This window comes from Alteromonas ponticola, from assembly GCF_012911815.1.
Taxonomy (GTDB): Bacteria; Pseudomonadota; Gammaproteobacteria; order Enterobacterales; family Alteromonadaceae; genus Alteromonas; species Alteromonas ponticola.
Genome location: NZ_JAATNW010000001.1, coordinates 376,595 through 401,693 on the forward strand (window position 1 = coordinate 376,595; position 25,099 = coordinate 401,693).

The window sequence follows — 25,099 nt, forward strand, 5'->3', positions numbered from 1 at the left end:
CACCATGATAGATATTGCGCTTTTACCATTTGATGATCAATTTTCCCTGCGAATCGTTATCATGTAAACGTTGATGGGCGATAGCAATATCGTCAATTGCATACACAGTATCGATATTGGCCACGAGCTTACGTTCAGCAAAGGCATCCAGACAATGATGGCTGAACTCTGCAATCAGGTGTGCTTTGTAGTCATCGCTTCTGTTGCGCAAGGTTGAAGCAGTTAAGGTGGCACGTTTGTTAAGCATCAGTCCCATATCCAGCTTATCGGCGAAGCGTCCTGCTAACATGGCCAGGTAAACCACGATGCCATCCTGTGCTAATACCGTTAGATTGCGATTAATGTAATCGCCGCCAATAAAATCCAGCACCATATCAACACCACCGCGAAAGTGCTGCTGTATCTGTTCAGCAAAATCCTGTTCCTGATAGTTAATCAACACGTCAGCGCCCATACTTTTGCATAATTCCAGCTTTTGTTTCGACGAGGCGGTGCACGCTATTCTGGCTCCCGAGAACGAGGCTAATTGCGTAGCGGCGAGCCCTACGCCACTGGCACCAGCATGAACGAGAATATGCGCATCGCGTTGTAGTTTGGCAACTAAAAACAGGCTTTGATAGGCCGTTAAGAACACTTCGGCAATGCCCGCCGCCTCCACCATGCTCAGATCACCTGGAATGGGCATCACATGATCAGCGTTAACAACGACCTGTTTTGCATACCCGCCGCCGGGTACCAGCGCGAAAACCCGCTCTCCTTTTTGCCATTGCGTGACCTGACTGCCCACAGCATCAACAATGCCTGCCACCTCTAAGCCGAGAATCGCACTTTCGCCGGGCGGAGGCGGATACTTGCCCAATCGTTGCAGCGTATCTGCGCGGTTTACCCCAAACGCCTGCACCTGAATTCTTATCTGGTGAGGGTTAACCTCTGGCGTTGAGCATTCGTCCTGATATAAGTCTTCAGGTTCACCACCTTGTTTAAAGTTAATAAATTTCATAAATAGCTGTCTCTGCACCATCAATTCATTCAGCCTAGCATGGCTTTCGAGCCCATTGAATTAAACTCTGGGTGCAATCGCTGATTAATTCGCTATACTTCGCCGCCATCAAGGTTAATCAGGTGAGCCACTATGTCAGCAACTGCAATCCTAGCTCCTCAAAGAGAGAAATCGCTTCTCCGTCGCCATCCCTGGGTATTCGCCAGCGCCATCGAAAAAATCAAAGGCCGCTGCAATAAAGGTGATACGGTGGATGTGGTCGACAGCAAGGGCAAGTGGCTGGGCCGCGGCGCTTATTCTCCTGACTCGCAAATTCGGGTTCGTATGTGGACGTTTGATCAGAATGAGATTATTGATAACGGCTTCTTTGTGCGTCGTATCGAGCAAGCCCTGCGCCTGAGGCAACGGTTGTTCGATCCCGCCATTACTAATGCATATCGCCTGATCGCCTCAGAATCCGATGGCCTGCCCGGCGTAACCATTGATGTGTATGCAAACGTAGCGGTATTGCAACTGCTGAGTGCAGGGGCAGATAAACATCGTGATAAAATTGTCTGGGCACTGCAAAAGCTGCTACCGGGAATAGCGTTATTCGAACGCAGCGACGTTGACGTGCGTCATAAAGAAGGCCTCGAGCCCCTTGTGCAGCCGTTAACTGACGATGTTCCGCAAAATGTCGACATCATCGAGAATGGCCTGAACATTCGTGTAGATATTGCCACCGGGCACAAAACCGGTTTTTATCTTGACCAACGGGACAGTCGCTTTGCCGCCATGCGTTACGCCAAGGGTGCCAGCGTATTAAACTGTTTCAGTTATACCGGCACATTTGCCTGTTATGCACTTAAGGGTGGCGCAACCCATGTAACCAATGTGGATGTGTCTCAGCCTGCGCTGGATCGCGCCAAAGAGCATTTACAGCTGAATCAGTTAGCCACCGAAGATTGCACCATGGTGAATGACGATGTGTTTAATGTGCTACGCCAATATCATGGCGACAAACAGCAATTCGATATGGTGATCCTGGACCCGCCTAAATTTGTTGACAGCAAAGCGTCATTGAATCGTGCCGCCAGAGGGTATAAAGACATCAACATGTATGGCATTCACGCCGTTAAATCGGGTGGATTACTGCTCACCTTTAGTTGCTCAGGGTTAATGAGCGCCGATTTATTTCAGAAGATTGTGGCTGATGCGGCATTGGATGCGGGTAAAAACATTAAAATTATTGAACGCCTGTCCCAGGCAGCGGACCACCCGGTGTCAGGCGCATTTCCTGAAGGGTATTACCTGAAAGGTCTGGTGTGCGAAGTCACAGACTAAACCAAAGGATCAGTCTGGTGTGACCAAACTGAACAGGGGCTATTTCATTTCTGAAATTTCAACCCCGATTACGCAACTGCTCTCAGACTCAGGCTCGCAACGCACTACCGTTGCCATGGCAGAAAGTGAAGGAATTTGAGAGCTGTTCGAATCGATGGAAACGTGTACCTGGGTACCCACTTCAACGGATGATTCCGCTACCTCTAATGACATCCCAGTGGCACTGATGTCTTTACACACTGCATGCAGGGTGCGGCTTGATTCTTCATCATTTACCTGCAATTCGCATGGGGAATTGACCATCATACGAAAAAAATTACGCTTATCATCGTATCCCAACATCTTACCTCTCCTGACTCGACTGATGTTTAATTGGTATAAACAAACGCTATGTACACCGTTATAGGGTGCTAGCCCCTGCTTGTCAATGTGAAAATAGCTTTAAAAAAAACATTAAAATTCCGCCAGCACATTTTGAATGCGTTTGGCGGAGACCGGGTAAGCGGCTTTCAGTTGCTGGGCAAACAATGACACTCTTAACTCTTCCAGCATCCACCTGACTTCGAGCAGCTCCGTGGGAACTTTTTCCTGCGCATACTTTTTCAGTACCTGCTGGTAGGCGTCGCTGACTTTCTCAACTTCCAGTTGCGCCAGGCGATCCTTATTCGGGTCTACCGGCAATTTTTCCAATCTTCTGGCCAGCGCTTTCAAATAGCGGTTCCAGTCATTTAATTTATCCGCCCCAAGCGCAAACACAAAGCCGGGAAACACCAGATTATTAAGTTGCTGTTTGACATCGCCCAGGGCGTTAATCATGTTAAGCGGCACGTTTCCTTTCATCTTTTTCTGACATTCATGGGCCACCGTCAGCCCTACTTCAACCTGCTGCGCGATGTCTAGCACAGTATCGTTAATGCGCCCGCGTATGTAATCTACGCAACGCTCGAAGGTCTGTTTGTCCCTTATCTGGGTGTTTTCCTGAGCAGAAAATTCCCGGGCAAGCTGATTAATGCCCGCCAGAATACAATCATCTATCAACGCATTGACCTGACCAAACGGATTGAAATACAAGCCCAGTTTAGCTTTGTTAGGCAGCTTGTTTTGCAGATAACTTAATGGAGACGGCATCGCCTTTTTAATCAGATGAGCCAGCCCTTCCTGATGTTTTTGGGCGGCCTTATCCTTATCATCGATTAACTCAATATTGATTTTATTTTGCCTGACCACCAGCGCGGGGAAGGCCTGAATTTCAAAACCGGCCATGCGCTGGGTAAAGGTATCCGGAAGCTCATCAAAATCCCATTGCTGAAGATCTTTACGCTCCAGCTCATCAGTGGCAGCCGCCTCAAAGGTTTGTTTGACCTGGCCCTGACACTTCTGTTTAAGGGTGGGTAAATCATCACCAGTTTCAATGATGGTTCCCTTTTCGTTGACTACCGCGAAATGCATTTTTAGATGCGATTCAAGCTGTACTTCCTGCCAGTCTTCGGCAGTGACCTGAATGCCCGTCATGCGCCGCAATTTATCCGATAGCGCATTGGTCAGCGTTATCGGGTTGCCTTTTTTGTCCTGCATGCTGATATCCGCGATGCATGCTTCTGCATAATTTGGTGCGGGTACAAAGTTTTTACGCAAGCGTTTGGGCAGCCCCTTGATTAAGGCTACAATTTTGGCCTGGCGCAACCCGGGGACTTGCCAGTCAAAGCCAACGTTTTCAATCTGATTCAGTACTGGTAGCGGGATGTGTACGGTAACACCGTCGACCGCGGAATTAGGTTCGAAATGGTAGCTCAAAGGCAACCGCAGGCGCCCTTGTCGCCACTCATCCGGATAGGCGTTCTCAATGGCCGCGCCTGGTTGTTCGTTTAAAATATCGGCTTCGGTAAGCTGTAAATCGACTTGCTTGTTTTGCTTAAGCCATTTTTTAAACGCAGCCTCGTTGTTGACATGCTCTGGAATCCGTTGCGCGTAAAAATCAATCAGCACCTGCTCTTCAACCATCAGATCCCGCCGCCGCGTTTTTTGCTCCAGCTCATCCGCCTGTTCAAGTAGTGCCATATTATGGCTTAAAAAATCGGCATTTAACTGGGTATGTCCATTCACCAGTGCTTCCTGAATAAAAAGGTTATGGCAAAGCGCCTGATCAATCTTGCTGTAGACCACCGCACGCTTCGCCACTATAGGTAACCCGAACAAGGTGACTTTTTCATAAGCAATGACGGCCCCACGCTTTTTCGACCAGTGGGGTTCCGAGTAGGACGATTTGGTTAAATGGCTCGCCAGTGGCTCTATCCATTGCGGGTCAATGCGCGCATTGAGGCGGGCAAACAATTTCGATGTTTCTACCAGCTCTGCCGCCATCACCCATTTGGGCTGGCTTTTAGCTAAACCGGAACCGGGAAAGATGGCAAAGCGCGTATTGCGAGCGCCCAGGTATTCGCGCTCTTTGTCTTTTAAGCCGATATGAGACAGCAAGCCTGCACAAATTGCGCGATGGATACTGTCGAAATCGGCTTCATGTTTCGCTATACCCAGGCCAATATCTGCCAACGATTTTTTCAACTGACTGACGATATCCTGCCATTCCCGCATGCGCAGATAGTTAACAAAGTAACTTTTACACCATTTACGTAACTGGCTATTACTCAACGCGTTTTGTTGCGTTCTGAACGCATTCCACAAATTAAGTAAACTGATAAAATCGGATGCTTTATCGTGAAATTCACTGTGTTTCTCGTCGGCCTGCTGTCGTTTATCCTGCGGCCGTTCGCGCGGGTCCTGAATCGACAGGCCAGCGGCAATCACCATCACTTCGCGCACCGCATTGGTGGCTTTTGCTTCAATCACCATGCGCGCATAGCGGGGATCAATGGGCAAACGGGCCACGTTTCTGCCAAGCTGGGTTAACTTTTGTTTGCCATGCTGGCGTGTGGTGGCCTGAATCTCTTCTAATAATCTGAAGCCATCGTTGATGTTGCGGTCGTCCGGCGGCTGCACAAAGGGGAATTTACCAATATCACCCAGCCCCAGCGCCAGCATTTGTAGAATGACGGAGGCTAGATTGGTACGTAAAATTTCCGGATCGGTGAATTCGGGGCGGCCGGTAAAATCCTCTTCGCTATACAAGCGAATGCAGATCCCATCCGATACCCTGCCACACCGTCCTGCCCGCTGATTAGCCGATGCCTGTGAAATAGGTTCAATAGGCAAGCGTTGCACTTTGCTACGAGCGCTGTAGCGAGAGATGCGGGCGGTGCCGGGGTCAATCACATATTTAATGCCTGGCACCGTTAACGAGGTTTCCGCCACATTGGTAGCCAGTACGATTCGCCTGCCACTGTGAGATTGAAATATACGGTTTTGCTCTGCCGCAGACAGACGCGCGTAAAGCGGGACTACTTCGGTGTGACGATACTGCCGCTTTTGTATCGCATCCTGCACATCACGAATTTCCCTTTCACCACTTAAAAACACCAGAATATCCCCCGGTGGTTCGTGGCCAAGTTCATCCACAGCCTGCATGATAGAATCAGCCAGATCAGGGGTATCTTCCTGCTCGGTAGGATCCCGGTAGCGAATTTCAACCGGATAGGTACGGCCGCTGACTTCTATAATCGGTGCGTCGTTAAAATGTTGTGAGAAGCGCTCAGGATCGATGGTGGCTGAGGTGATAATAAGCTTCAGTTCCGGGCGCTTGACTAGCAGCTGTTTGAGATAGCCGAGCAAAAAATCAATGTTAAGACTGCGCTCATGGGCTTCATCAATGATAATGGTGTCGTACTGATTTAAGAACCGATCCTGCTGCATTTCCGCCAATAAGATACCGTCGGTCATCAGTTTGATGTAGGTACTGTCGCTGACCTGATCAGAGAAACGGATTTTAAAGCCGACTTTTTCGCCCAGCGGCGTATTCATTTCTTCAGCAATGCGATTGGCAACACTGCGTGCAGCCAGCCTGCGTGGTTGCGTGTGTCCGATTAACCCGGCCACCCCGCGCCCCAACTCAAGACATATTTTGGGGATTTGCGTGGTTTTGCCCGAGCCTGTCTCACCCGCAATAATGACCACCTGATGCGCACTGATGGCTTGCTTGATATCGGCGCGTTTGTCGCTGACCGGAAGATCGGGATAATCAATGGCCGGAATATTCTGCTCGCGTTCGCTGCGCTTAAGGCGAGACTGCTCTATATCCACTGATAGTCGTTCAAGCTTTTGTGCGGTATCCGTTTGCTTTGTTTTTGATGCGAGATGATGCAGACGTCGTTTGAAGGCGAATTGTTCGACAATCATGCAACGATTGATGTCACGCTTAAGCTGACTGATAGACACAGACGACGATGATATTTCAGGCAAATCCGGACTCCTTTTACTCAAGGCTGCGATCCTAGAAGAAGCGGATTAGGAATACCAGAAAAGATTATCTTTGAGAGCGACCAACGCGCTTGATAATTCGCCAGATAGATTGGTATGTAACAATGAAATGACACTATCAAACCGGGAGCTATCGCAACCCCATTAATGCATGACGGGTTAAGCAGCACGAGTGAGAATGCTGCAGCCCGGTGAAGTTGTTGTCTTCGCGCTTTGGCTGAGCGCGTCTTATTGGCAGCGTGACTAGCCCGCCATTTTCTGGTAACCAGAGCGCAATTGTAAGTCAATTGCCCGTAACACTGCGGCACGATTGATAGTACCCACCAGCACACCATCATCGTCAACCACCGGATAGATGCGCGGTTTTGACTGTAACAGCATTTGTGCTAATTCCAGTACCGAAGAATAAGGTTTGACGGTGAGCGCTGGTGTTCGCATGACTTCTTTTACGCGACACACCTGCTCACGGTAATAACTGGATTCAATCATGCGTTGAAGGCAATCCTGTTCGGAAACAAACCCCACAACTTTGCCTTTTACATCAACCACTGGTCCGCCAGTCTGGCCACTTTGCAGTAACCTCTCAACGGCTTCAGCAACTGGCATTTCTACCCCCAGTTTTACCGGGTGGGTATTCATATAGTCGCTTACTTTTAACGATTCCATGCTGTTTCCCCTTAGACTTCATTGCGATGTTTTGAAATCTTGTACTTGTAATTATCATTACTGCTCATTGCATTGACAGGATTATTATTGAACGCATAATCTTCCCGGTACTTACACAACACGTAGCCAGGTTACCCAACAGGCTGAGTGAACGATTCTTGTTACTTGCAAGCTTAACTTAATAATGTGACAAGCAATTTTCAGGGAGCCTGTGCAGGCTATATTGTGTTAAATTAAGTTTAGTTGATATACCCCGCCGCAGCCATGTACAAATAGATTATTTTCAATTTTTCTGCCAGTCCTGCTCAAGCTGCCAGTTTTTGTAAATTCCTACTGCCATCTGGCCACTGGCATCAATTCGCGCACGGTACATGCCAGCCGAATTAAACGGCATGGCGATATTGCCTTTACCGTCAATCGCTATAACGCCACCCTCTCCTTTTACGTCAGCCAATACTGTGTTTATTACCTCATCTGCCGCCTCATTGAGGCTGACTTTTTGATATTTCACGCGGGCACAGATGTCCGCTGCCACGTGATAACGAATAAAAAACTCGCCATGTCCGGTCGCCGACACCGCGCAACTCTCATTGTCTGCATAGGTGCCCGCACCAATCACCGGCGAATCACCGATACGCCCGTAACGTTTCGCTGTCATGCCACCAGTCGAGGTACCGGCAACCAGATTACCCTTGCTATCCAGCACCACCGCACCCACGGTGCCAAAGCGCTCATTGCCCTGCTGCGCATCACGGTAAACACCCGCTTTTTCGATACGAGCTTTAGCCTCTTCTAGTGCCTGCAGACGATGCGGCGTATTAAAGATACTGTTAGCTACCATTTCCAGCCCCTGCTCTTTGGCAAACGTTTCTGCTCCGCTTCCAGATAGCATCACATGAGACGACTCATTCATTACCGCTCGTGCCAGGGTTATCGGACTTAATACGGTCTTCACACTGGCCACTGCGCCGGCGTTTTTAGTACCGCCGTGCATGATAGAAGCGTCGAGTTCGTGCTCTTCATCATAGGTATAGACCGCGCCTATACCGGCGTTGAACAAAGGCGATGACTCCAGAATTTTAATGGTTTCAACTACTGCTTCCTCTCCCGATTTACCTGCTTTGAGCAGGGTGTAACCCTGTTTGACTGCACGCGACAGTGTGCGGGTAAAATCAGCTTCCATCTCTGCGGTCATGTTTTCCGGTAGAATGGTGCCTGCACCGCCGTGAATGGCAATTGCTACGGGTGGACCGGCGTCTTCGGCAACAACCGCAAAACTGAAAAGCAAAGAAAACAAAGTTAGGGTAGATTTCATCAGAATAGGCCTCAATGTCGTTGTTTTACCCAAGGTTAGCATGAAATTAACAATTCGGGTGATTGGTGATTGGTATAGATTTAGGAAACATGTACACTGCCCGCTTTATATAATCAGATTCAATTGAGGAAAGCTTGCTGGTGAACACGCAGACGCCAAGTTTATTATTTCATGACTACGAAACGTTCGGCACCAGCCCTCAAAAAGATTTACCCTGCCAGTTTGCTGCCATTCGCACTGATTTGGATCTGAATATCATTGGCAAACCCATCAATATCATGTCTCAGATTGCCAATGATTACCTTCCCCATCCCCAGGCGTGTCTGGTGACCGGTATCACGCCACAGCAAACGTTGCGGGACGGCATGGTAGAAGCGGAATTTGCAAGCAAAATCCAACAACACATGAGCATTCCGAATACATGTGTGGTGGGCTACAACAGCATTCGCTTCGACGATGAGGTCAGTCGCTATCTGTTTTATCGTAATTTTTACGACCCCTATGCCAGAGAATGGCAAAACGGTAATAGTCGCTGGGATATAATTGATCTGGTTCGCGCCTGTTACGCACTCAGACCCGAAGGCATAAACTGGCCAACTCGTGAAGATGGTGCTCCCAGTTTCAAATTAGAAGATTTGACCGCGGCGAACCAGTTGGATCATGGTCAGGCTCACGACGCGTTATCAGATGTATATGCGACTATCGCACTGGCAAAATTAATCAAACAGAAGCAGCCAAAACTGTTTAACTGGTACTACTCGTTAAGACAAAAGCACACCGTGCTCAAGCAGATGAATTTCACCGAACCCAAAGTGTTGGTGCATGTGTCTTCACGAATTCCTGCCAGTCAGGGTGGATGCACCTGGGTGCTGCCAATTGATGTGCACCCTACTCAGCCAAATTGCGTTATCGCAATTGATTTAAACAAATCACTTGCGCCCTTACAGGATAATGATGCTGATACTATTCGCGGTATGCTGTACACCCCAACTGTTGAGCTGGAACAGGGATTGCGCCCGGGCATTAAGCTTATTCACATTAATCGCTCCCCATTCATTGCCCCGGCCAATTCGTTGGCCGATGAGATGGCTGAGCGCCTTGGCATCGACAAAGAACGTTGCGCAAATAATTTTAAACAACTGGCCACTGACGCTGCCCTGCGGGAAAAGATAGTTGATGTATATCGTCATGAAACCCCGCGCTTTAACGATGATGTGGATGTGGACCATGCGTTATACAGTGGCGGTTTTCTTAATAATGAAGATAAAAATTGGTGCCACCGTGTGCATGAGAGCGAACCGGAGCAGTTGGTTTCGCTGCTGGACGATACCCAAAATCCAACATTAAAGGCGCAATTGTTCCGCTATCGGGCAAGAAACTATCCACACACCTTAAATGATGCGGAAGTGCAAAGATGGCAGGCGCATAGAAGAGAGCGTCTGACCGACGGACACGCGGCGGGTTCGATCACCCTGGAGCCGTATTTAGTTGAACTGGAACAGCTTGCGGTGTTGCACCGCGACAACCCTGAGCGTATGGCGATTCTAAGGGCGCTGTATCAATATGCAGAAAACCTTTGACGTAAAGTTCGGCTTCACTATAAAGTATTACTAAAGTATTAGGGCGTACCTACCGTTAAAAGACTACCCCCTGTATAACAGGAAATGATCATGCAAGGCGTTACTGTTCACTTAGACGACACCAAGAATTATGTTGAGTTAAAACTTGAACCCAGTGTGTTCAAAAAAGAAGCGGACATGCGTGAAATCATGGCCGAGATCAACAATAGTGAGTTCGCTGAATATTACATCGCCGAAAGCACGTTAAAAACCGCCATTGATAAAGCCAATCATTACTACAAAAACAAAGAAGAAACGGTAGTCAGTGAACGTATCGGTGAAAAGCGCAATGCAGAAGTTGAGTTTCGTTTTGAAAATGACAACATGCTTGCAACCCTGGTATTGATCACACCCTTCGGCGGTAAGCTTCCTTCCATTCAGGCGTTACGTACGTTGGCGCAAAAAAACGATATTGCAAAAGGGCTAGGCATCAAACCGTTCAAAGCGGCGTTGTTGCAAGCCAGGCAGGCCAAACCCGGCACCGTTATAGAAAAGGTGTGCGCGAAGGGCCTCCCCCCACGCGACGGTAAAAATTCACGCTTTATTCCCCTTGTCCCTAATGCACTCGAGCGAGTACTGCGTCCACAAAATAGTGATGGCAGCCGGGTCGACATGCGTAATTTAGGTGAAGTAATTTGCGTCAAAGCACAAACTGAAGTGCTTAGAAGAACGGCTCCCACACCGGGTCGCAGTGGATTTGATGTTAAAGGCAATGTGTTAGAGGCGACGGCAGGCGAATGGCAAGACTTTAAAATGGGTGATAACACCGCCGTTAGCGAAAAAGACGATAACGTGCTGGTGGCAAGCATCGGTGGCATGCCCAAATGGCGTGACATGATCATGAATATCGACGACACCTATATTTGTAGTGGTGTAAACGTAGGAACAGGTCATATCAATTACGACGGTGCTGTGCTGGTCAATGGCGATGTCACTGAAAAAATGATCATCAAAGCCTCCGGCGATGTGACCATTAATGGGTTTGCGGAGTCTGCTCACATTGAATCCGGTGGTGACATCATTATTACCGAAGGTGCAATGGGTAAGGTGAACGAGAACGCCTCGTCCTACTCTTGTCAATTGCAGGCAGCGGGTAGCATCCATGTGCAGCATGGGCAGGGGTTGGATTTACAATGTGCAGGTGATATTACGGTCGGACGCCAGCTTGCTTACAGTCGCTTAAAGTGCAATGGCTCAGTGATTGTTGGGCAGATTGACAACCCGCAGGGTAACCTGTTCGCCTGCGACGTGGTTAGCCAGAACAAAGTGATTGCGGGTACCTTAGGTGCCGTCTCGGGCAGTACGTTAAAAGTCGATTTTAGTCCGGGCTTTAACTTACTGCTTGAGCGAAAAGATTCGCTGGATGAGTTGTTACGTCAAATTAAAGAGAATAACCTGCGCCATAAAGAAAGGCTGGACTTCATCAAAAAGAAAATAATCCCCTCCGATTTAAAATCAAAAGTGGATGAAGCGTTGGAGCTGCTGAAAAACGAAGAAGCGTTACTGCACTGGATTGAGTCTAAAGCTTCAATAATGAAAGAATCAAAAGAGAAATACCAAAGCGAAATCAGGCTTATTGCTAATAAACGCCTATATCCTGGTGTATCGGCAAAACTTAATAATCGAAACTGGCGCTCTGAACGCGAATATGATCGCTCACTGGTCAAATATGAAGGGCATCAGTGGCACTACGAGCCGTATGTTTAAACAGTAGCTCAGACTTAAGCTATTCGTTACCTTCTATTTAGATGGCGATACTAGATTTGATATGAGGTTAGTTGGTTATACCTACGTAAGCCTCAGATTATATCACTCCCCTGCTCAAGCTGTTGCGTCTGTTATTTAAGCTTACAGAGCTGGCATTGTTTGTCGCTTTCGTATGTAATCTGCAAGAAGATTTCTTACTAAGTTCTGCGCAACTACCACCCGTAAAATCTACCAAGCAACCACTTTTACCAGCGCATTTCTGGTCTCTGACCGGGGTTATTTGGTTTGTCTGTCTCCGTAATTCCTATTAGCCCATCGAATAAAAATTGAAAAGAGAAGTAAAAAGTGAGAGAAGAATTGATTAATAGTTTTATAAAAAAAAAGCCCTTTTTAAAAAAGGGCTTTGATAATTACTATTTCAAATTACTATTTCTGAGCGCGGCGGCGGCTGAACAGTACCAGTGCCATCAAGCCAGCAAGTGACAATGAAGAGGGTAAGGATACGTCAGATAAACGCGCTTGACCTAAGAATACATTTTCGCCGAACGCTACCAAAGAGCCTTGTGAATCAAAAATGTCAGCATAGTTCATATCTGTATTTGCAGCGTCAAATAACAGCTGATAGCTCCAGTTGTCTACAAATACGAATTCCTCAATATCGAAAAACAAGAATTCGATTCCCGCAAAGATATTGTCAGAATCTACACCTGCATCAAAATCAAAGAAATCAAAAATGCCGGTTGAACCTAATATTTCAAGTGACACTAGGCTGATCGCAGGAAAATCAAACGAGGTGTACAATAAGCCTTGCCCCGTGTTAACCACATCATTGTCGATTTCCACGGCGACCGTGCCTAGGTTGATTAGGCCGAAGAAATCATCTTCAATGAAAATGTCTTGTTCAATAATCGCAGCTTGCGTTTGAAAAGTTGCAAATAAAGAACAGCTGACTAGTGCGAGTGTGCTTAATAGATTTTTTAAATTTTTCATTGTATTTCCTTAGTTTAAAGGGCGCGAGCTACGCGCCCTGTACTGCCGATTAAGGGTTTAATTGAATTACTGTGGTACCTTGAGCAACACCTTCTTCATTGTAGAAGGTGACGCCGCCCATGTAGGTTTCTTCGCTGTCAAGACCACGAGTCAATACACGAATCATATTGAAACGGTCTTCAATGGCGCGCGAAGAGCCCATAACACGGGTATTTGGATTAGGTGCACTTGGTGTCCATACTGACATGGTATAATCAGTAGAAGCTTCACCTGCTAAACCAAACCCGAAGACTTGTGTTACATAGAATGCGTTACCTGCTCCATTTAATGGCTCTGGATTAACCAGTAACACTTCTTCGTTGGAATCGACATTACCTGACGACCCTACATTGACACAGTTACTTGGATACGGATTACAAGCAAAAACGTCCAGGTCTAAGTCTGCGCCTGCCACTGCCGTGTCTTCGTTAGACAGCTTAAAGCGCGCAACTTTTGTTCCTTCAGGTACAGCCCACCCCATCACACTATAGCCCTGGTCATTGACAGTAGCAGCGCTCTTAGTGGCAGGCACAAACCCAGCATAATCAAGACTGGTGCGACCTGAATACAGCATCTGCACAGGGAACGATGCACGTCCACGGTTCAAATCAAGTGACAAGTACTCTGGAACGTCAATGTCTTTAATCATTCCAACGTTGATGGCAACTGGGCTGCGCACAGTAGTGCCGTCAGCAGCTTCCAGTATTACTGCACCGAAATGGTAGCCAATAGGCGTAGCATCATCGCGAGTGAAAGTTATACTGTAGCTTGCTTTACCATCTGCAGTAACTTCAAGCAGATCGCTAGCAGTCTCAACACCGGCACCATCGTAAGTCGCAACTTCGACACCTAAGTCTTCCAGACCTTCGATGGAAACCGTGTAGCTGCCGCCCGCACCCGTCATGTCAGTAACGGTACGCGAAACAGTTTTCGAAGACAGCAAATCACCAATCGCAATAGACGGATAGTTCAACTGACTTGGATCCAGTGAGAAGCCGTTTGCCTGTAACTCAGCACAATTGGTTGCCGAGGTGTTTTCAACAAAGCCGGTATTGCCAACGCCACACAAGAATGCCAAATAGTCAGCATATTCTGTGTTATACGTCAGGCGTGGGTCCATTGCTGGAACCGGGTCAGCATGACCAGCACCAAAGTCGAACGGATCAGCTGCCACTTCACCACCTGCTCTCATTACATCTTGATAAGCAGTGGTCATTAGCGCTGACTTATGTTGCGCTGGCGTCCAGTCTGGATACTGTTCTTTAAGCAGCGCAGCCATACCCGCAATATGGGGTGATGACATTGACGTACCGCTTAAGTAACGAACCTGTTCGCCTTGTGCACCAAACATCGGTGTAGAAGACGTTGCCGCAAGAATGTTCACACCCGGTGCAGTAATGTCAGGCTTGATTAAATCGTAAGTAGACGCATTAGGGCCACGCGATGAGAAGCCGGCCATGATGTTGCCTTCTTCTGCTACTTCCATGAATGAACCTGCACTCATCAGTACGGTCATTTCCTCACCGCCTTCGATGGCGGCCTTCAGCGACTCACCTACAGCATTTGATACCATGCCGCCAGGGATTTCTGCTTCAAACTCACCACCCATCACGGTAATCGGACTGGTGGTGGTATAGACAACAACGCCCTTAGCACCTGCAAGCTGTGCACGCTCAACTTTTTGGTCAAATGCACAGGCTCCGCGGGAAATAAGTACAACATTTCCGTCGACTTCTGCCGCATTATCTAATGGAGTTGCTGTTTCGCCATCGGCGAAGCAGCCTAGCAGCGGTTCAGCGATTACCAGTGTTTCTTCAACTGGGCCAGACTCAAGTAGCGGCTTAGTAATAGCACCTTCAGTGAATGAATATTTGTCACTTGGGTCACGCGAGGTGACTTCCAGTGCGTTGGTTGCACGCATACCATCATAGGTAGACGCGGCTACTGACATAACCCATGGAGCTGGCGTACCAACCGTTTCCACATCAGGGCCTGAGTTACCCGCAGATACCGATACGAATACGCCTGCATCTGCAGCACGCAACATGGCGGCGGTGGGCGGAACAGTCAAATCTGTGCGGCTGCCACCGATTGAATAGTTAATAACATCGACGCCATCAGCTACCGCCTGATCGATACCGGCCATGGTATCGCCGTAGAAACAGCCTCTTTCATCATCACCTTCAGGTGTAGTGTAATCTGAGTTCCAGCACACTTTGTACATGGCAACACGCGCACGCGGGGCGATACCCGACATAACACCAATTTCTGCACCATTTTTAATAGCGGTAACACCTTCATTACCCGCAGCCGTACCTGCGGTATGGCTTCCATGGCCATCTGAATCGCGCGGCGATGCAGTTTCGCCCAATGCGTATTGTACATCGTACACAGATTCAAACGCGTCTTTGAAATAACGCGCACCAACTAATTTATTGTTACAGGCAAAAGTTGCATCTTCGCCTTGGTCGCACGCACCCGTCCAGCCTAGCGCAGCCGGGTCTGAATAAGAGCCATCATCGGCGAAACTTGGGTTTTCAGGTGTAATACCTGTATCTAAAATACCAACGAAGACATCTTCACCTTTGATACCTAAAGTATGTTGGCCACCGGCACCGGTCAGACCTAAAAACTCAGGAGTGTTGGATGTGGTAGGTTGATGTAATTCATCTTCCCATACGTTGGCTACATCAGGATGCTGACGCAATGCAGCAACTTGAGATTTGTTTAGTTTTGCTGAGAAACCGTTGAAACTGTGCACATAGTTGTGAATCACAGTCACGTTGCCAAGGTCTTTGGCCAATTTGTCCTGTTTAGCACTTAATGCCTTGGTGTAGGCTTTCATGCGTGACGATTGCGCGTTGTAGCGGTTTCCAACCTGCGCAACTAACTGGTTGCTTGGAATCAATTCGCCTAATGCTTCAGCCTGAGCAATACCGGCTGGTTGTTTTAGTTGTACGATATATAAACCAGAGGCTTTAACACCATTGGTGGCATTTGCGTTCTTGCTTACAATAGGGGTATTAGGAAGTACTTCCTGGGCGGATGCTGCTGCAGTGAGTGAAGCAGTAACAGCCAGGGACACCATTGTCCCAACAACACTTTTTTTGAATATCATTTGCGTCTCCCGATGACACAGTTTTTATCATTCTTATCAGGGAGGGATGTAGGGAATAAAGCCGATACGACTTCCATCAATACAACAACCCCGATGGCTCTTTGTGAATCTAACTACAAGATTCGGTTGGCTTATTTTTATTATTATTAGAATGTTATGTTTCCAGCTCGGTGCTGAAAAACAAATTTTTAACAAACATAAACCGTGCCACTTTAAAAATAACAAATAAAAACAGTGCGTTACTAAATCATGAAAAAATTTCAGGTTTTGATCTGTAAAATATACTGACAATGAGGAGGGGGTTTAATCTTCTGAATGATTAAATTGACGTAATAAACGAAATGGGCATTTCTATGATTAGAGTAAATTAGTATGAAACGGTTAATATTGGGATATTTAACGATCTTTTTACATGTCAGGAAATTTTACGACCCGCTGTATAGCAAGTAAACAGCGGGCCACAGAGCTACATCATCTCAACTGCAAGCGCGACAGCTTCGCCACCGCCAATGCATAATGTCGCCACACCTTTAGATAAATTTTTCGCTTTTAGCGCGTGAAGCAGGGTGACCAGAATTCGTGCACCTGATGCACCAATCGGGTGCCCTAATGCACACGCCCCTCCATGTATGTTCACTTTTGCTTCATCCAAACCCAGTTTGCTAATTGCTAACATGGTGACCATGGCAAAAGCTTCGTTAATTTCGAACAAATCAACGTCATCTTTGTTCCAGTTTGCTTTTTGTAGTACCTTCTCGACCGCGTCTACCGGGGCCACCGTGAAATTCTCTGGCTCAATTGAGTTGGTAGCATGGGCAACAATTCTGGCAATAGGCTGCATGCCCTGCTCTTTCGCCTTGGTTTCGCTCATTACCAGCAAAGCGGCAGCACCGTCAGAGATGGAGCTTGAGTTGGCGGCAGTGACGGTACCATCCTTTTTAAAAGCCGGACGAAGTTGAGGAATTTTATCAGGACGCGCTGAGCCTGGACCTTCATCGGTATCAACCACAGTCTCGCCTTTGCGAGAGGTAACGGTGACTGGCGCAATTTCATTTTTAAATGCACCTAATTCGATAGCCGCATTGGCTTTTGACAAAGAGCTCAGGGCAAATTCATCCATCTTTTCACGGGTAATGCCTTCATTATCAGCGGTAGCCTGCGCAAAGCAGCCCATGGCCTGGCCATCGTACGCGTTTTCCAGCCCGTCCAGCATCATATGATCGATAACCTGGCCGTGGCCCATACGATATCCCGATCTTGCTTTTGGCAGCATATAAGGTGCGTTTGACATACTTTCCATGCCCCCCGCCAGTACGACTTCTGCGCTACCTGCTTTTATCAGGTCACTGGCCATCATCACGGCTTTTAAGCCAGAACCACACACCTTATTAATTGTGGTGACACCCGCACCTAAGGGCAAGCCTGCTTTTAATGAAGCCTGACGTGCCGGAGATTGACCTAAACCTGCGGGCAGCACACAACCCATGATGACTTCATCAACGAGATTGACATCAACGCCACTGCAGGCAGCTCCAATTGCCACTGCGCCTAACTCTGTTGCTGATACGGAAGACAGACCGCCATTAAAGCTGCCCATTGGAGTTCGCTTTGCTGCGACAATCACTACAGAATCGGTATTCATACCATCTCCTCTTTAATTAATTCTGCTTAAAGTGTACTTAAGGCGTGAACACTCGCCTATAGTACTTAAGGTTTGTTCGTTGGCCCGTTATCGTAACGCTAGGTTGCCAGATATTGACGAACCGTTTGCGTTACTTTACCTTAACGTTAATTACAATTTACGTTAACGTAAACCTGAAGACTCTGCGTGTCAATTTCATCGTTTGTGGTAAAGCGCGGCGCTGTGTAAAAAGCTTTACAAGAAAAATCGCAGAACAAACAGAACGCATCCTATTATTGATGAGGTAGCCAGTCATGAGTAGCCAACAGCAGGAGCCAACTTTTTCGATTGGTGAACTGGCACGAGATTACGACATCACCCCCCGTTCTATTCGTTTTTACGAAGAACAGGGCCTGATGAGTCCCGAGCGTACAGGCCAGAACCGAATTTACACTGGCAAAGACAGAGTCCGATTGAAATTGATACTCAGAGGAAAGAGACTGGGATTTTCGTTAGCGGAAATAAAAAACTTATTCGAATTATACGATTCAAACCCGAATTCAGCGATGCAGCTTGAGACAATGCTGGCGCTGACCGAACAAAAACGTGCGGTTCTTCGACAACAGTTACACGATATTCAGATGTTGATGAACGAACTGGACGACGTCGAGGGACGTTGTCGCGAAGAACTGGCAGAATTGAAAAGAGGAAATATAGTATGAATGCCCCTTACCCTACGCTGAATTTTGATCTGGGCGAAGATATCGACATGTTGCGCGATCACGTCTACCAGTTTGCGCAAAAAGAGATCGCCCCCCTGGCCGAAAAAGCGGACGAAGCGAACGCTTTTCCAAATGAACTGTGGCCAAAGCTAGGCGACATGGGCTTGCTGGGTGTTACCGTATCTGAACAGTACGGTGGCTCGGACATGGGTTACCTGGCGCATACGGTCGCCATGGAAGAAGTCAGCCGGGCTTCCGCTGGGATTGGCTTAAGCTATGGTGCTCATTCTAACTTGTGTGTGAACCAGATCTATCGCAATGGTAACGATGCCCAGCGTGAAAAGTATCTGCCTAAATTGGTGTCGGGTGAGCATATTGGTGCGTTGGCCATGAGTGAACCTAACGCAGGTTCTGATGTGGTCAGTATGAAGCTGCGAGCGGAGAAAAAAGGCGATAAGTACATCTTAAATGGAAATAAGATGTGGATCACCAACGGCCCGGACGCACACACCTTTGTTATTTACGCTAAAACCGATCCGGCAGCCGGTCCCAAGGGGATTACTGCATTTATCGTCGAACGTGGTTTTGCAGGTTTCAGTCAGGCACAAAAGCTCGACAAATTAGGTATGCGTTCATCCAATACCTGTGAATTGGTATTCGAAGATTGTGAAGTACCGGAAGAAAACATTCTGGGCAATGTAGGCGAAGGGGTTCGCATACTGATGAGTGGTCTGGACTATGAGCGTTTAGTATTGTCTGGTGGCCCGTTAGGCATCATGCAGGCCTGTATGGATGCCGTAGTACCCTATATTCACGACCGCGAGCAGTTTGGAAAATCCATCGGTCAATTCCAGTTGGTTCAGGGTAAAGTGGCTGATATGTACACTCAGATGAATGCTGCACGCGCTTACGTTTATACCGTAGCCAAAGCCTGTGACCGGGGTGAAACCACCCGTAAAGACGCTGCTGGTGCCATTCTGTACTCGGCGGAGCTGGCCACGAAGATGGCGTTAGATGCGATTCAGTTGTTAGGCGGTAACGGCTACATTAACGAATACCCTACCGGTCGCTTGCTGCGTGACGCCAAACTCTATGAGATCGGCGCTGGCACGTCTGAAATTCGCCGCATGCTGATCGGCCGTGAATTGTTTAAAGAATCAGAATAAAACGCGATATAACGCACGTTAATGCTGCGAATACGCAAACAGTATTCGTGGCTTTTTTAGGATCAAAAGGAGGGTAACTCGTGCCCATTCTTCGTACTGCGGTAAATGCAAAATCTGAAGCGTTCGCAGAAAACGCGCAACATATGCAAAAGCAGGTTGATGACCTGCAGGAAAAGATTGCTCAAATTAAACAAGGTGGCGGTGAAAAATCCAATGAGCGCCATCAATCCAGAGGTAAATTACTCCCCCGGGACCGCATAAATGCCTTACTTGATAAGGGCTCACCTTTTCTGGAAATAGGTCAGTTAGCGGCTTGGGAAGTCTACGATGACTATGTGCCGGGTGCGGGTGTGATTGCCGGTATCGGCCGGGTTTCCGGGGTTGAATGTATGATTGTTGCCAATGATGCAACCGTCAAAGGCGGCACCTACTACCCTCTTACCGTTAAGAAACATTTGCGCGCGCAGGCGATAGCGGAAGAAAATCACTTGCCGTGCATTTATCTGGTCGATTCGGGCGGGGCGAATCTGCCGAGACAAGACGAAGTCTTCCCAGACAAAGACCACTTTGGCCGCATTTTCTTTAATCAGGCCAACATGTCAGCGAAAAATATTCCGCAGATTGCGGTGGTGATGGGCTCCTGTACCGCCGGTGGTGCATACGTCCCAGCCATGGCTGATGTGTCCATTATAGTTAAGGAACAAGGCACTATCTTTTTAGGTGGGCCTCCTTTAGTAAAAGCGGCAACCGGTGAAGTGGTTTCTGCAGAAGAACTGGGCGGCGGTGATGTGCATACCCGTACCTCCGGTGTCGCAGACCAGCTGGCCAATAATGATCATCACGCGCTGCAATTAGCCCGCGATGCTGTCGCCAGATTAAACCGCTCAAAGCAAATCAACATGGACATCAAGCCCAGTTGCGACCCGCTTTATGAAAGCAGCGAAATTTATGGCATCGTGCCCAAAGATGCGCGTAAAACCTTTGATGTAAAAGAAATTATCGCGCGGATCGTGGACGGGTCGGAATTTGATGAATTCAAACCCCTCTATGGGACTACTTTAATATGCGGTTTCGCGCGAATTTTTGGCTACCCGGTTGGGATTGTGGCTAACAACGGAATTTTGTTTGGTGAAAGTGCATTAAAAGGTGCGCACTTTATTGAGCTGTGCGCCACCCGCAAGATCCCGCTGGTGTTTTTGCAAAATATCACCGGCTTTATGGTCGGAAAACAATATGAAGCAGGCGGTATTGCCAAGCACGGAGCCAAGATGGTTACGGCAGTGGCCTGTGCACAAGTACCCAAGCTGACGGTGTTAATCGGCGGAAGTTTTGGTGCGGGTAACTATGGCATGTGTGGACGCGCATATGATCCGCGTTTCCTGTTTATGTGGCCCAATGCCAGAATCTCCGTTATGGGCGGTGAGCAGGCTGCCGGAGTGCTGGCCCAGGTGAAACGGGATCAGAAAGCCAGAGTGGATGAAAGCTGGTCAGAAGAAGAAGAGAAAGCATTCAAACAGCCAATTATTGATACCTATGAATCCCAGGGTCACCCCTACTACGCCTCAGCCCGCTTATGGGATGACGGCGTGATTGACCCTGCTGACACGCGCATGGTACTTGGGCTTTCATTATCCGCAGCATTAAACAAACCTATTGAAGACACCCGCTTTGGTGTTTTCCGCATGTAACGCGCAAGGAGTTGAAATGGACACTACAACAGAACAACCTATTCTCTACCGCGTTGATGAGCGCGGCGTGGCTTTTGTAACGTTAAACAAGCCAGCTAAACATAATGCATTTGACGATCATATGATTGCTTTGCTTACCGACACCTTCAAACAAGCGGGCGCCGACAATAAGGTACGCGCCGTTGTGCTTGAGGCGAAGGGCAAAAGTTTTAGTGCTGGCGCAGATTTAAGCTGGATGCAACGCATGGCCGGCTATAGCCACGCTGAGAACGAACAAGACGCGATGGCTTTAGCCACCATGTTACACACCTTACATACTTTGCCCAAAACCACCATCGCCCGGGTCCAGGGTGCTGCCTTTGGCGGCGCAGTTGGCCTGGTGGCGTGTTGTGATATTGCCATCGGCAGCAAGCTGAGCAAATTCTGCTTAAGTGAAGTGAAAATCGGCTTAATTCCAGCGACCATCAGCCCCTATGTTATTGAAGCCATGGGTGAGCGTATCTGTCGTCGCTATTTCCAGACCGCTGAAGTGTTTTCAGCACAGCGCGCCAGACGATTAGGTTTACTCAGTGAGGCAGTGACGGAAGAAGAACTGGACGTCACCATTGATCAGTTAATTGATCAAATCGTCAAGAACGGCCCTGACGCGGTCGCTCAGGCAAAGCAGCTGATACGCGAAGTAGCCAACCAGCCTGTCACAGCTGAATTAATGCAGCGCACCAGTAAAATGATTGCCGATATTCGCGTGTCAGAAGAAGGTCAGGAAGGCTTGCATGCCTTTTTGGAAAAGCGTCCGGCAAAATGGCAGGAGAGCTAACCACATGATTAAAAAAATTCTTATTGCAAACCGCGGAGAAATTGCCTGTCGGGTAATTAAAACCGCGCGCAGAATGGGCATTGCTACCGTTGCAGTGTATTCAGATGCTGACGCAAACGCACTGCATGTGCACAAGGCTGATGAGTCCATTCATATTGGAGCCGCGCCCTCCAAAGAAAGCTATCTGGTCGCGGACCGCATTATTGAAGCCGCTAAAAAACTGAATGTGGATGCCATCCACCCAGGTTACGGTTTTTTGTCTGAAAACGCGGCCTTTGCGGAAAAATGTAAGCAAAACAATATTATTTTCATTGGCCCCCCTACCTCAGCTATTGAAGCCATGGGCTCGAAGTCCGCGGCTAAGCATATTATGGAGAAGGCAGGCGTACCCTTGGTGCCCGGCTATCACGGTGATGATCAAAGTGAAAGTCTGCTGAAAAAATCCGCTGACGACATGGGCTATCCGGTCCTGTTAAAAGCCGCAGCAGGCGGCGGTGGTAAAGGGATGCGTCTGGTTAATGCGGAACAGGAATTTAAAGAAGCGCTGGCTGCCGCCAAGCGTGAAGCCAGCGCCAGTTTTGGTGACGATACCATGCTGGTAGAGAAGTACCTGACCCAGCCCCGCCATGTGGAAATTCAAGTCTTCTGTGATCAACACGGCAACGGTGTTTACCTGTTTGAACGGGATTGCTCGGTACAGCGACGACACCAGAAAGTGATTGAAGAGGCCCCGGCGCCTGGACTGGCGCCAGACATTCGCCAGCAAATGGGTGAAGCTGCGCTTAAGGCCGCCCAGGCGATTGATTATGTTGGCGCAGGCACGGTGGAGTTTCTGTACGACAAAGACGGCAGTTTCTATTTCATGGAAATGAATACCCGTCTACAGGTAGAACATCCGGTTACCGAATTCATCACCGGCGAGGATTTGGTTGAGTGGCAGATAAACGTGGCGCAAGGTCAACCCCTACCGAAAAAGCAAAACGAATTATCCATGCACGGACACGCGTTTGAAGCGCGTATCTACGCCGAAGATCCAGAGAATGATTTTCTGCCTTCAACAGGCCGTTTGTCATTGTTACAGCCTCCTCAGGAGGACAGACACGTCAGAGTAGACACCGGCGTTTTGGAAGGCGATGAAGTTTCCGTTTATTACGACCCCATGATCGCAAAGCTGGTGGTATGGGACGAGGACCGTGATAAAGCGCTGCAACGTCTGCTTAAAGCGTTGCGGGAATATTATATCGATGGCGTCGCCACCAACATCGAATTTCTATACAACGTGGCTGCCAGTAAGCCATTTCGCGAGCAGGATCTGGTCACCACCTTCATCGAAAAAAACAAGCAGATTTTATTCGCTGATGATGTGAGCGCAAATGTGGAAAAGCTGCCGATGATGGCGGCGTTGATGTTACTTTCAGAACAGCAGCAAACACTGAAGTCTGATGGCGACCCCACTTCGCCGTGGTCACTCCCTACTTCATGGCGCGCCAACGAATTGCATCAACAAACGCTTAAGTTACATTATGCAGGTAACGATTTTGAACTGAATGTCAGCGTGTTAAATGACAGACAGGCCGGGCTTACCACCAATACCTGGACGGTAAGTTATCGGTCAAACCAGTGGGTGATTTCCGGTGAACTGTCTGAACACAGCCTGATGGTTAATTTAGACGGACATCGCCAGCGCTTTACCTGGTCTCAACGGGATAACCAATTTGTCTTGTTTGCCGCGGACGAGGCGTATCACTTTACCCATCAGACACCTGACCTGGGTGTTGAAGATGACGCCGCCAGCGGTCAGGGTTTCAACGCACCAATGAACGGCACTGTCGTAGAATTAACTGTAGAAGCCGGACAAATCGTCGAGAAAGGGGCCACTCTGATGGTCATGGAAGCGATGAAAATGGAACATAGCATCAAAGCGCCAGCGAAAGGCAAGGTGACATCATTTTTCTATCAGGCCGGTGAGCTGGTTGACGGTGGTGCCCCATTGCTGGAGTTTGAACAGGATGAATAAGGCACACTACCCTGCTCAGGTCAGCATCGTTGAGGTTGGCCCCAGAGATGGACTGCAAAACGAAAAAGCCAGGGTTTCGACGCTGAATAAAGTCGAGTTGGTGCATAACCTGGCTAATGCAGGGCTGAAGCGAATAGAAACGGGTAGTTTTGTGTCGCCCAAATGGGTGCCGCAAATGGCCGATTCGGCTGACGTGTTTGCGCGTATTAAACGCAATAGTGCAATAACCTATTCAGCGTTAACGCCTAATATGAAAGGGTTCGAAGCCGCCATGGAAGCAGGTGCCGATGAAGTGGCCGTGTTTGGCGCTGCGTCAGAGAGCTTTTCGCAACGCAATATTAACTGCTCAATTGAAGAAAGCCTCACGCGCTTTGAGCCGGTAGTTGAAGCGGCCCACAAAGCGGGCGTAAAAGTACGCGGTTATGTGTCCTGCGTGCTGGGCTGTCCATACGAAGGCGCCATTGAGCCAAAGGCCGTGGCCGAAGTCAGTCAACAATTGCTGGATATGGGTTGTTACGAAATCTCACTGGGTGACACCATTGGTACTGGCACCCCGATTAAAACCGCGATGATGCTGGAAGCTGTGTTGAAACGGGTTCCTGTAAACCAGGTGGCAGCTCATTTTCATGATACCTATGGCCAGGCTCTTGCTAACCTGACCATTGCCTTGCAACATGGCGTTGCCACCATTGACAGCGCGGTTGCTGGCTTAGGCGGTTGCCCCTACGCAAAAGGCGCAAGTGGTAACGTGGCGACAGAAGATGTGGTTTATATGCTGGATGGTATGGGCATCAAAACCGGCATTGACTTACCTAAGTTGGTACATGCAGCGCGCATGATCAGTCAGGTTATTCAACGTCCTGCCTCGTCTAAGGTTGCCAATGCACTAGGCTGAGCCGCAAAACAACAAACAAAAAAAT

The 25,099-nt window shown here is 48.3% G+C and carries 17 protein-coding genes; 9 read left to right on the forward strand and 8 right to left on the reverse strand.

The annotated features are described in order from the left end of the window. Positions 1 to 22 precede the first annotated feature (22 nt). On the reverse strand, positions 23 to 1,000 hold the full coding sequence (locus HCJ96_RS01605) for an NAD(P)H-quinone oxidoreductase (RefSeq protein WP_169209272.1): 978 nt from the start codon (positions 998 to 1,000) through the stop codon (positions 23 to 25). A gap of 132 nt (positions 1,001 to 1,132) precedes the next feature. Here HCJ96_RS01605 and HCJ96_RS01610 point away from each other — a divergent pair, with 132 nt between their 5' ends. Continuing rightward, entirely contained in the window at positions 1,133 to 2,323 is a 1,191-nt protein-coding gene (locus tag HCJ96_RS01610) for a class I SAM-dependent rRNA methyltransferase (protein ID WP_169209273.1), read from the forward strand. Between the two features lie 39 nt (positions 2,324 to 2,362). Here HCJ96_RS01610 and HCJ96_RS01615 read toward each other — a convergent pair whose 3' ends face one another. The 4 genes from HCJ96_RS01615 to HCJ96_RS01630 form a co-directional block, all read right to left on the reverse strand. Then, positions 2,363 to 2,665: a PilZ domain-containing protein gene (locus HCJ96_RS01615; protein WP_169209274.1), complete on the reverse strand. Its 303-nt coding sequence runs from the start codon at positions 2,663 to 2,665 to the stop codon at positions 2,363 to 2,365. Between the two features lie 111 nt (positions 2,666 to 2,776). Then, the gene (gene hrpA, locus HCJ96_RS01620) at positions 2,777 to 6,676 is read right to left on the reverse strand and encodes an ATP-dependent RNA helicase HrpA (protein WP_281358498.1); all 3,900 of its coding nucleotides are present in this window, start codon (positions 6,674 to 6,676) and stop codon (positions 2,777 to 2,779) included. A 261-nt stretch (positions 6,677 to 6,937) separates the two neighbouring features. Next, positions 6,938 to 7,360: a CBS domain-containing protein gene (locus HCJ96_RS01625; protein WP_169209275.1), complete on the reverse strand. Its 423-nt coding sequence runs from the start codon at positions 7,358 to 7,360 to the stop codon at positions 6,938 to 6,940. Between the two features lie 283 nt (positions 7,361 to 7,643). Beyond that, entirely contained in the window at positions 7,644 to 8,675 is a 1,032-nt protein-coding gene (locus tag HCJ96_RS01630; protein WP_169209276.1) for an isoaspartyl peptidase/L-asparaginase family protein, read from the reverse strand. 140 nt (positions 8,676 to 8,815) lie between these two features. Here HCJ96_RS01630 and sbcB point away from each other — a divergent pair, with 140 nt between their 5' ends. Then, a complete protein-coding gene (gene sbcB / locus HCJ96_RS01635) occupies positions 8,816 to 10,255 on the forward strand; it encodes an exodeoxyribonuclease I (protein WP_169209277.1) in 1,440 nt (479 codons plus the stop codon). A gap of 90 nt (positions 10,256 to 10,345) precedes the next feature. After that, on the forward strand, positions 10,346 to 12,001 hold the full coding sequence (locus HCJ96_RS01640) for a flagellar assembly protein A (RefSeq protein WP_169209278.1): 1,656 nt from the start codon (positions 10,346 to 10,348) through the stop codon (positions 11,999 to 12,001). 426 nt (positions 12,002 to 12,427) lie between these two features. Here HCJ96_RS01640 and HCJ96_RS01645 read toward each other — a convergent pair whose 3' ends face one another. From HCJ96_RS01645 to HCJ96_RS01655, 3 genes are all read right to left on the reverse strand, one after another. After that, positions 12,428 to 12,991 carry a hypothetical protein gene (locus HCJ96_RS01645; RefSeq protein WP_169209279.1) on the reverse strand — a complete coding sequence of 188 codons (564 nt, stop codon included), beginning with the start codon at positions 12,989 to 12,991 and terminating at the stop codon, positions 12,428 to 12,430. 49 nt (positions 12,992 to 13,040) lie between these two features. Further along, positions 13,041 to 16,148 carry a S8 family serine peptidase gene (locus HCJ96_RS16425; protein WP_169209280.1) on the reverse strand — a complete coding sequence of 1,036 codons (3,108 nt, stop codon included), beginning with the start codon at positions 16,146 to 16,148 and terminating at the stop codon, positions 13,041 to 13,043. Positions 16,149 to 16,614: 466 nt separating this feature from the next. Next, positions 16,615 to 17,790, reverse strand: coding sequence for a thiolase family protein (locus HCJ96_RS01655; protein WP_169209281.1), 1,176 nt, complete (start codon positions 17,788 to 17,790; stop codon positions 16,615 to 16,617). A 293-nt stretch (positions 17,791 to 18,083) separates the two neighbouring features. On the opposite strand from HCJ96_RS01655, the gene HCJ96_RS01660 reads away from it, so the two are divergent. From HCJ96_RS01660 to HCJ96_RS01685, 6 genes are all read left to right on the forward strand, one after another. Beyond that, positions 18,084 to 18,491, forward strand: coding sequence for a MerR family transcriptional regulator (locus HCJ96_RS01660; protein WP_169209282.1), 408 nt, complete (start codon positions 18,084 to 18,086; stop codon positions 18,489 to 18,491). Beyond that, a complete protein-coding gene (locus HCJ96_RS01665; RefSeq protein WP_169209283.1) occupies positions 18,488 to 19,657 on the forward strand; it encodes an isovaleryl-CoA dehydrogenase in 1,170 nt (389 codons plus the stop codon). The genes HCJ96_RS01660 and HCJ96_RS01665 overlap by 4 nt, the downstream gene beginning before the upstream one ends. An 80-nt stretch (positions 19,658 to 19,737) precedes the next feature. Further along, entirely contained in the window at positions 19,738 to 21,345 is a 1,608-nt protein-coding gene (locus HCJ96_RS01670) for a carboxyl transferase domain-containing protein (protein WP_169209284.1), read from the forward strand. Positions 21,346 to 21,361: 16 nt separating this feature from the next. Beyond that, positions 21,362 to 22,162: an enoyl-CoA hydratase/isomerase family protein gene (locus tag HCJ96_RS01675; protein WP_169209285.1), complete on the forward strand. Its 801-nt coding sequence runs from the start codon at positions 21,362 to 21,364 to the stop codon at positions 22,160 to 22,162. Positions 22,163 to 22,166: 4 nt separating this feature from the next. Beyond that, complete coding sequence (locus HCJ96_RS01680; RefSeq protein ID WP_169209286.1) at positions 22,167 to 24,179, forward strand: acetyl/propionyl/methylcrotonyl-CoA carboxylase subunit alpha; 2,013 nt, start codon at positions 22,167 to 22,169, stop codon at positions 24,177 to 24,179. Beyond that, a complete protein-coding gene (locus tag HCJ96_RS01685; RefSeq protein ID WP_169209287.1) occupies positions 24,172 to 25,074 on the forward strand; it encodes a hydroxymethylglutaryl-CoA lyase in 903 nt (300 codons plus the stop codon). Before HCJ96_RS01680 ends, HCJ96_RS01685 begins: the two co-directional genes overlap by 8 nt. Positions 25,075 to 25,099 lie beyond the last annotated feature (25 nt).

What these genes read in the sequence shown, in the direction of transcription:
- HCJ96_RS01610 (WP_169209273.1), top strand. Translation starts at nt 1,133, where the DNA reads ATGTCAGCAACTGCAATCCTAGCTCCTCAAAGAGAGAAATCGCTTCTC.
- HCJ96_RS01640 (WP_169209278.1), top strand. Translation starts at nt 10,346, where the DNA reads ATGCAAGGCGTTACTGTTCACTTAGACGACACCAAGAATTATGTTGAG.
- HCJ96_RS01675 (WP_169209285.1), top strand. Translation starts at nt 21,362, where the DNA reads ATGGACACTACAACAGAACAACCTATTCTCTACCGCGTTGATGAGCGC.
- HCJ96_RS01685 (WP_169209287.1), top strand. Translation starts at nt 24,172, where the DNA reads ATGAATAAGGCACACTACCCTGCTCAGGTCAGCATCGTTGAGGTTGGC.
- HCJ96_RS01655 (WP_169209281.1), bottom strand. Translation starts at nt 17,790, where the DNA reads ATGAATACCGATTCTGTAGTGATTGTCGCAGCAAAGCGAACTCCAATG.
- HCJ96_RS16425 (WP_169209280.1), bottom strand. Translation starts at nt 16,148, where the DNA reads ATGATATTCAAAAAAAGTGTTGTTGGGACAATGGTGTCCCTGGCTGTT.
- HCJ96_RS01665 (WP_169209283.1), top strand. Translation starts at nt 18,488, where the DNA reads ATGAATGCCCCTTACCCTACGCTGAATTTTGATCTGGGCGAAGATATC.
- HCJ96_RS01625 (WP_169209275.1), bottom strand. Translation starts at nt 7,360, where the DNA reads ATGGAATCGTTAAAAGTAAGCGACTATATGAATACCCACCCGGTAAAA.
- HCJ96_RS01645 (WP_169209279.1), bottom strand. Translation starts at nt 12,991, where the DNA reads ATGAAAAATTTAAAAAATCTATTAAGCACACTCGCACTAGTCAGCTGT.
- HCJ96_RS01630 (WP_169209276.1), bottom strand. Translation starts at nt 8,675, where the DNA reads ATGAAATCTACCCTAACTTTGTTTTCTTTGCTTTTCAGTTTTGCGGTT.
- HCJ96_RS01660 (WP_169209282.1), top strand. Translation starts at nt 18,084, where the DNA reads ATGAGTAGCCAACAGCAGGAGCCAACTTTTTCGATTGGTGAACTGGCA.
- HCJ96_RS01605 (WP_169209272.1), bottom strand. Translation starts at nt 1,000, where the DNA reads ATGAAATTTATTAACTTTAAACAAGGTGGTGAACCTGAAGACTTATAT.
- HCJ96_RS01680 (WP_169209286.1), top strand. Translation starts at nt 22,167, where the DNA reads ATGATTAAAAAAATTCTTATTGCAAACCGCGGAGAAATTGCCTGTCGG.
- HCJ96_RS01615 (WP_169209274.1), bottom strand. Translation starts at nt 2,665, where the DNA reads ATGTTGGGATACGATGATAAGCGTAATTTTTTTCGTATGATGGTCAAT.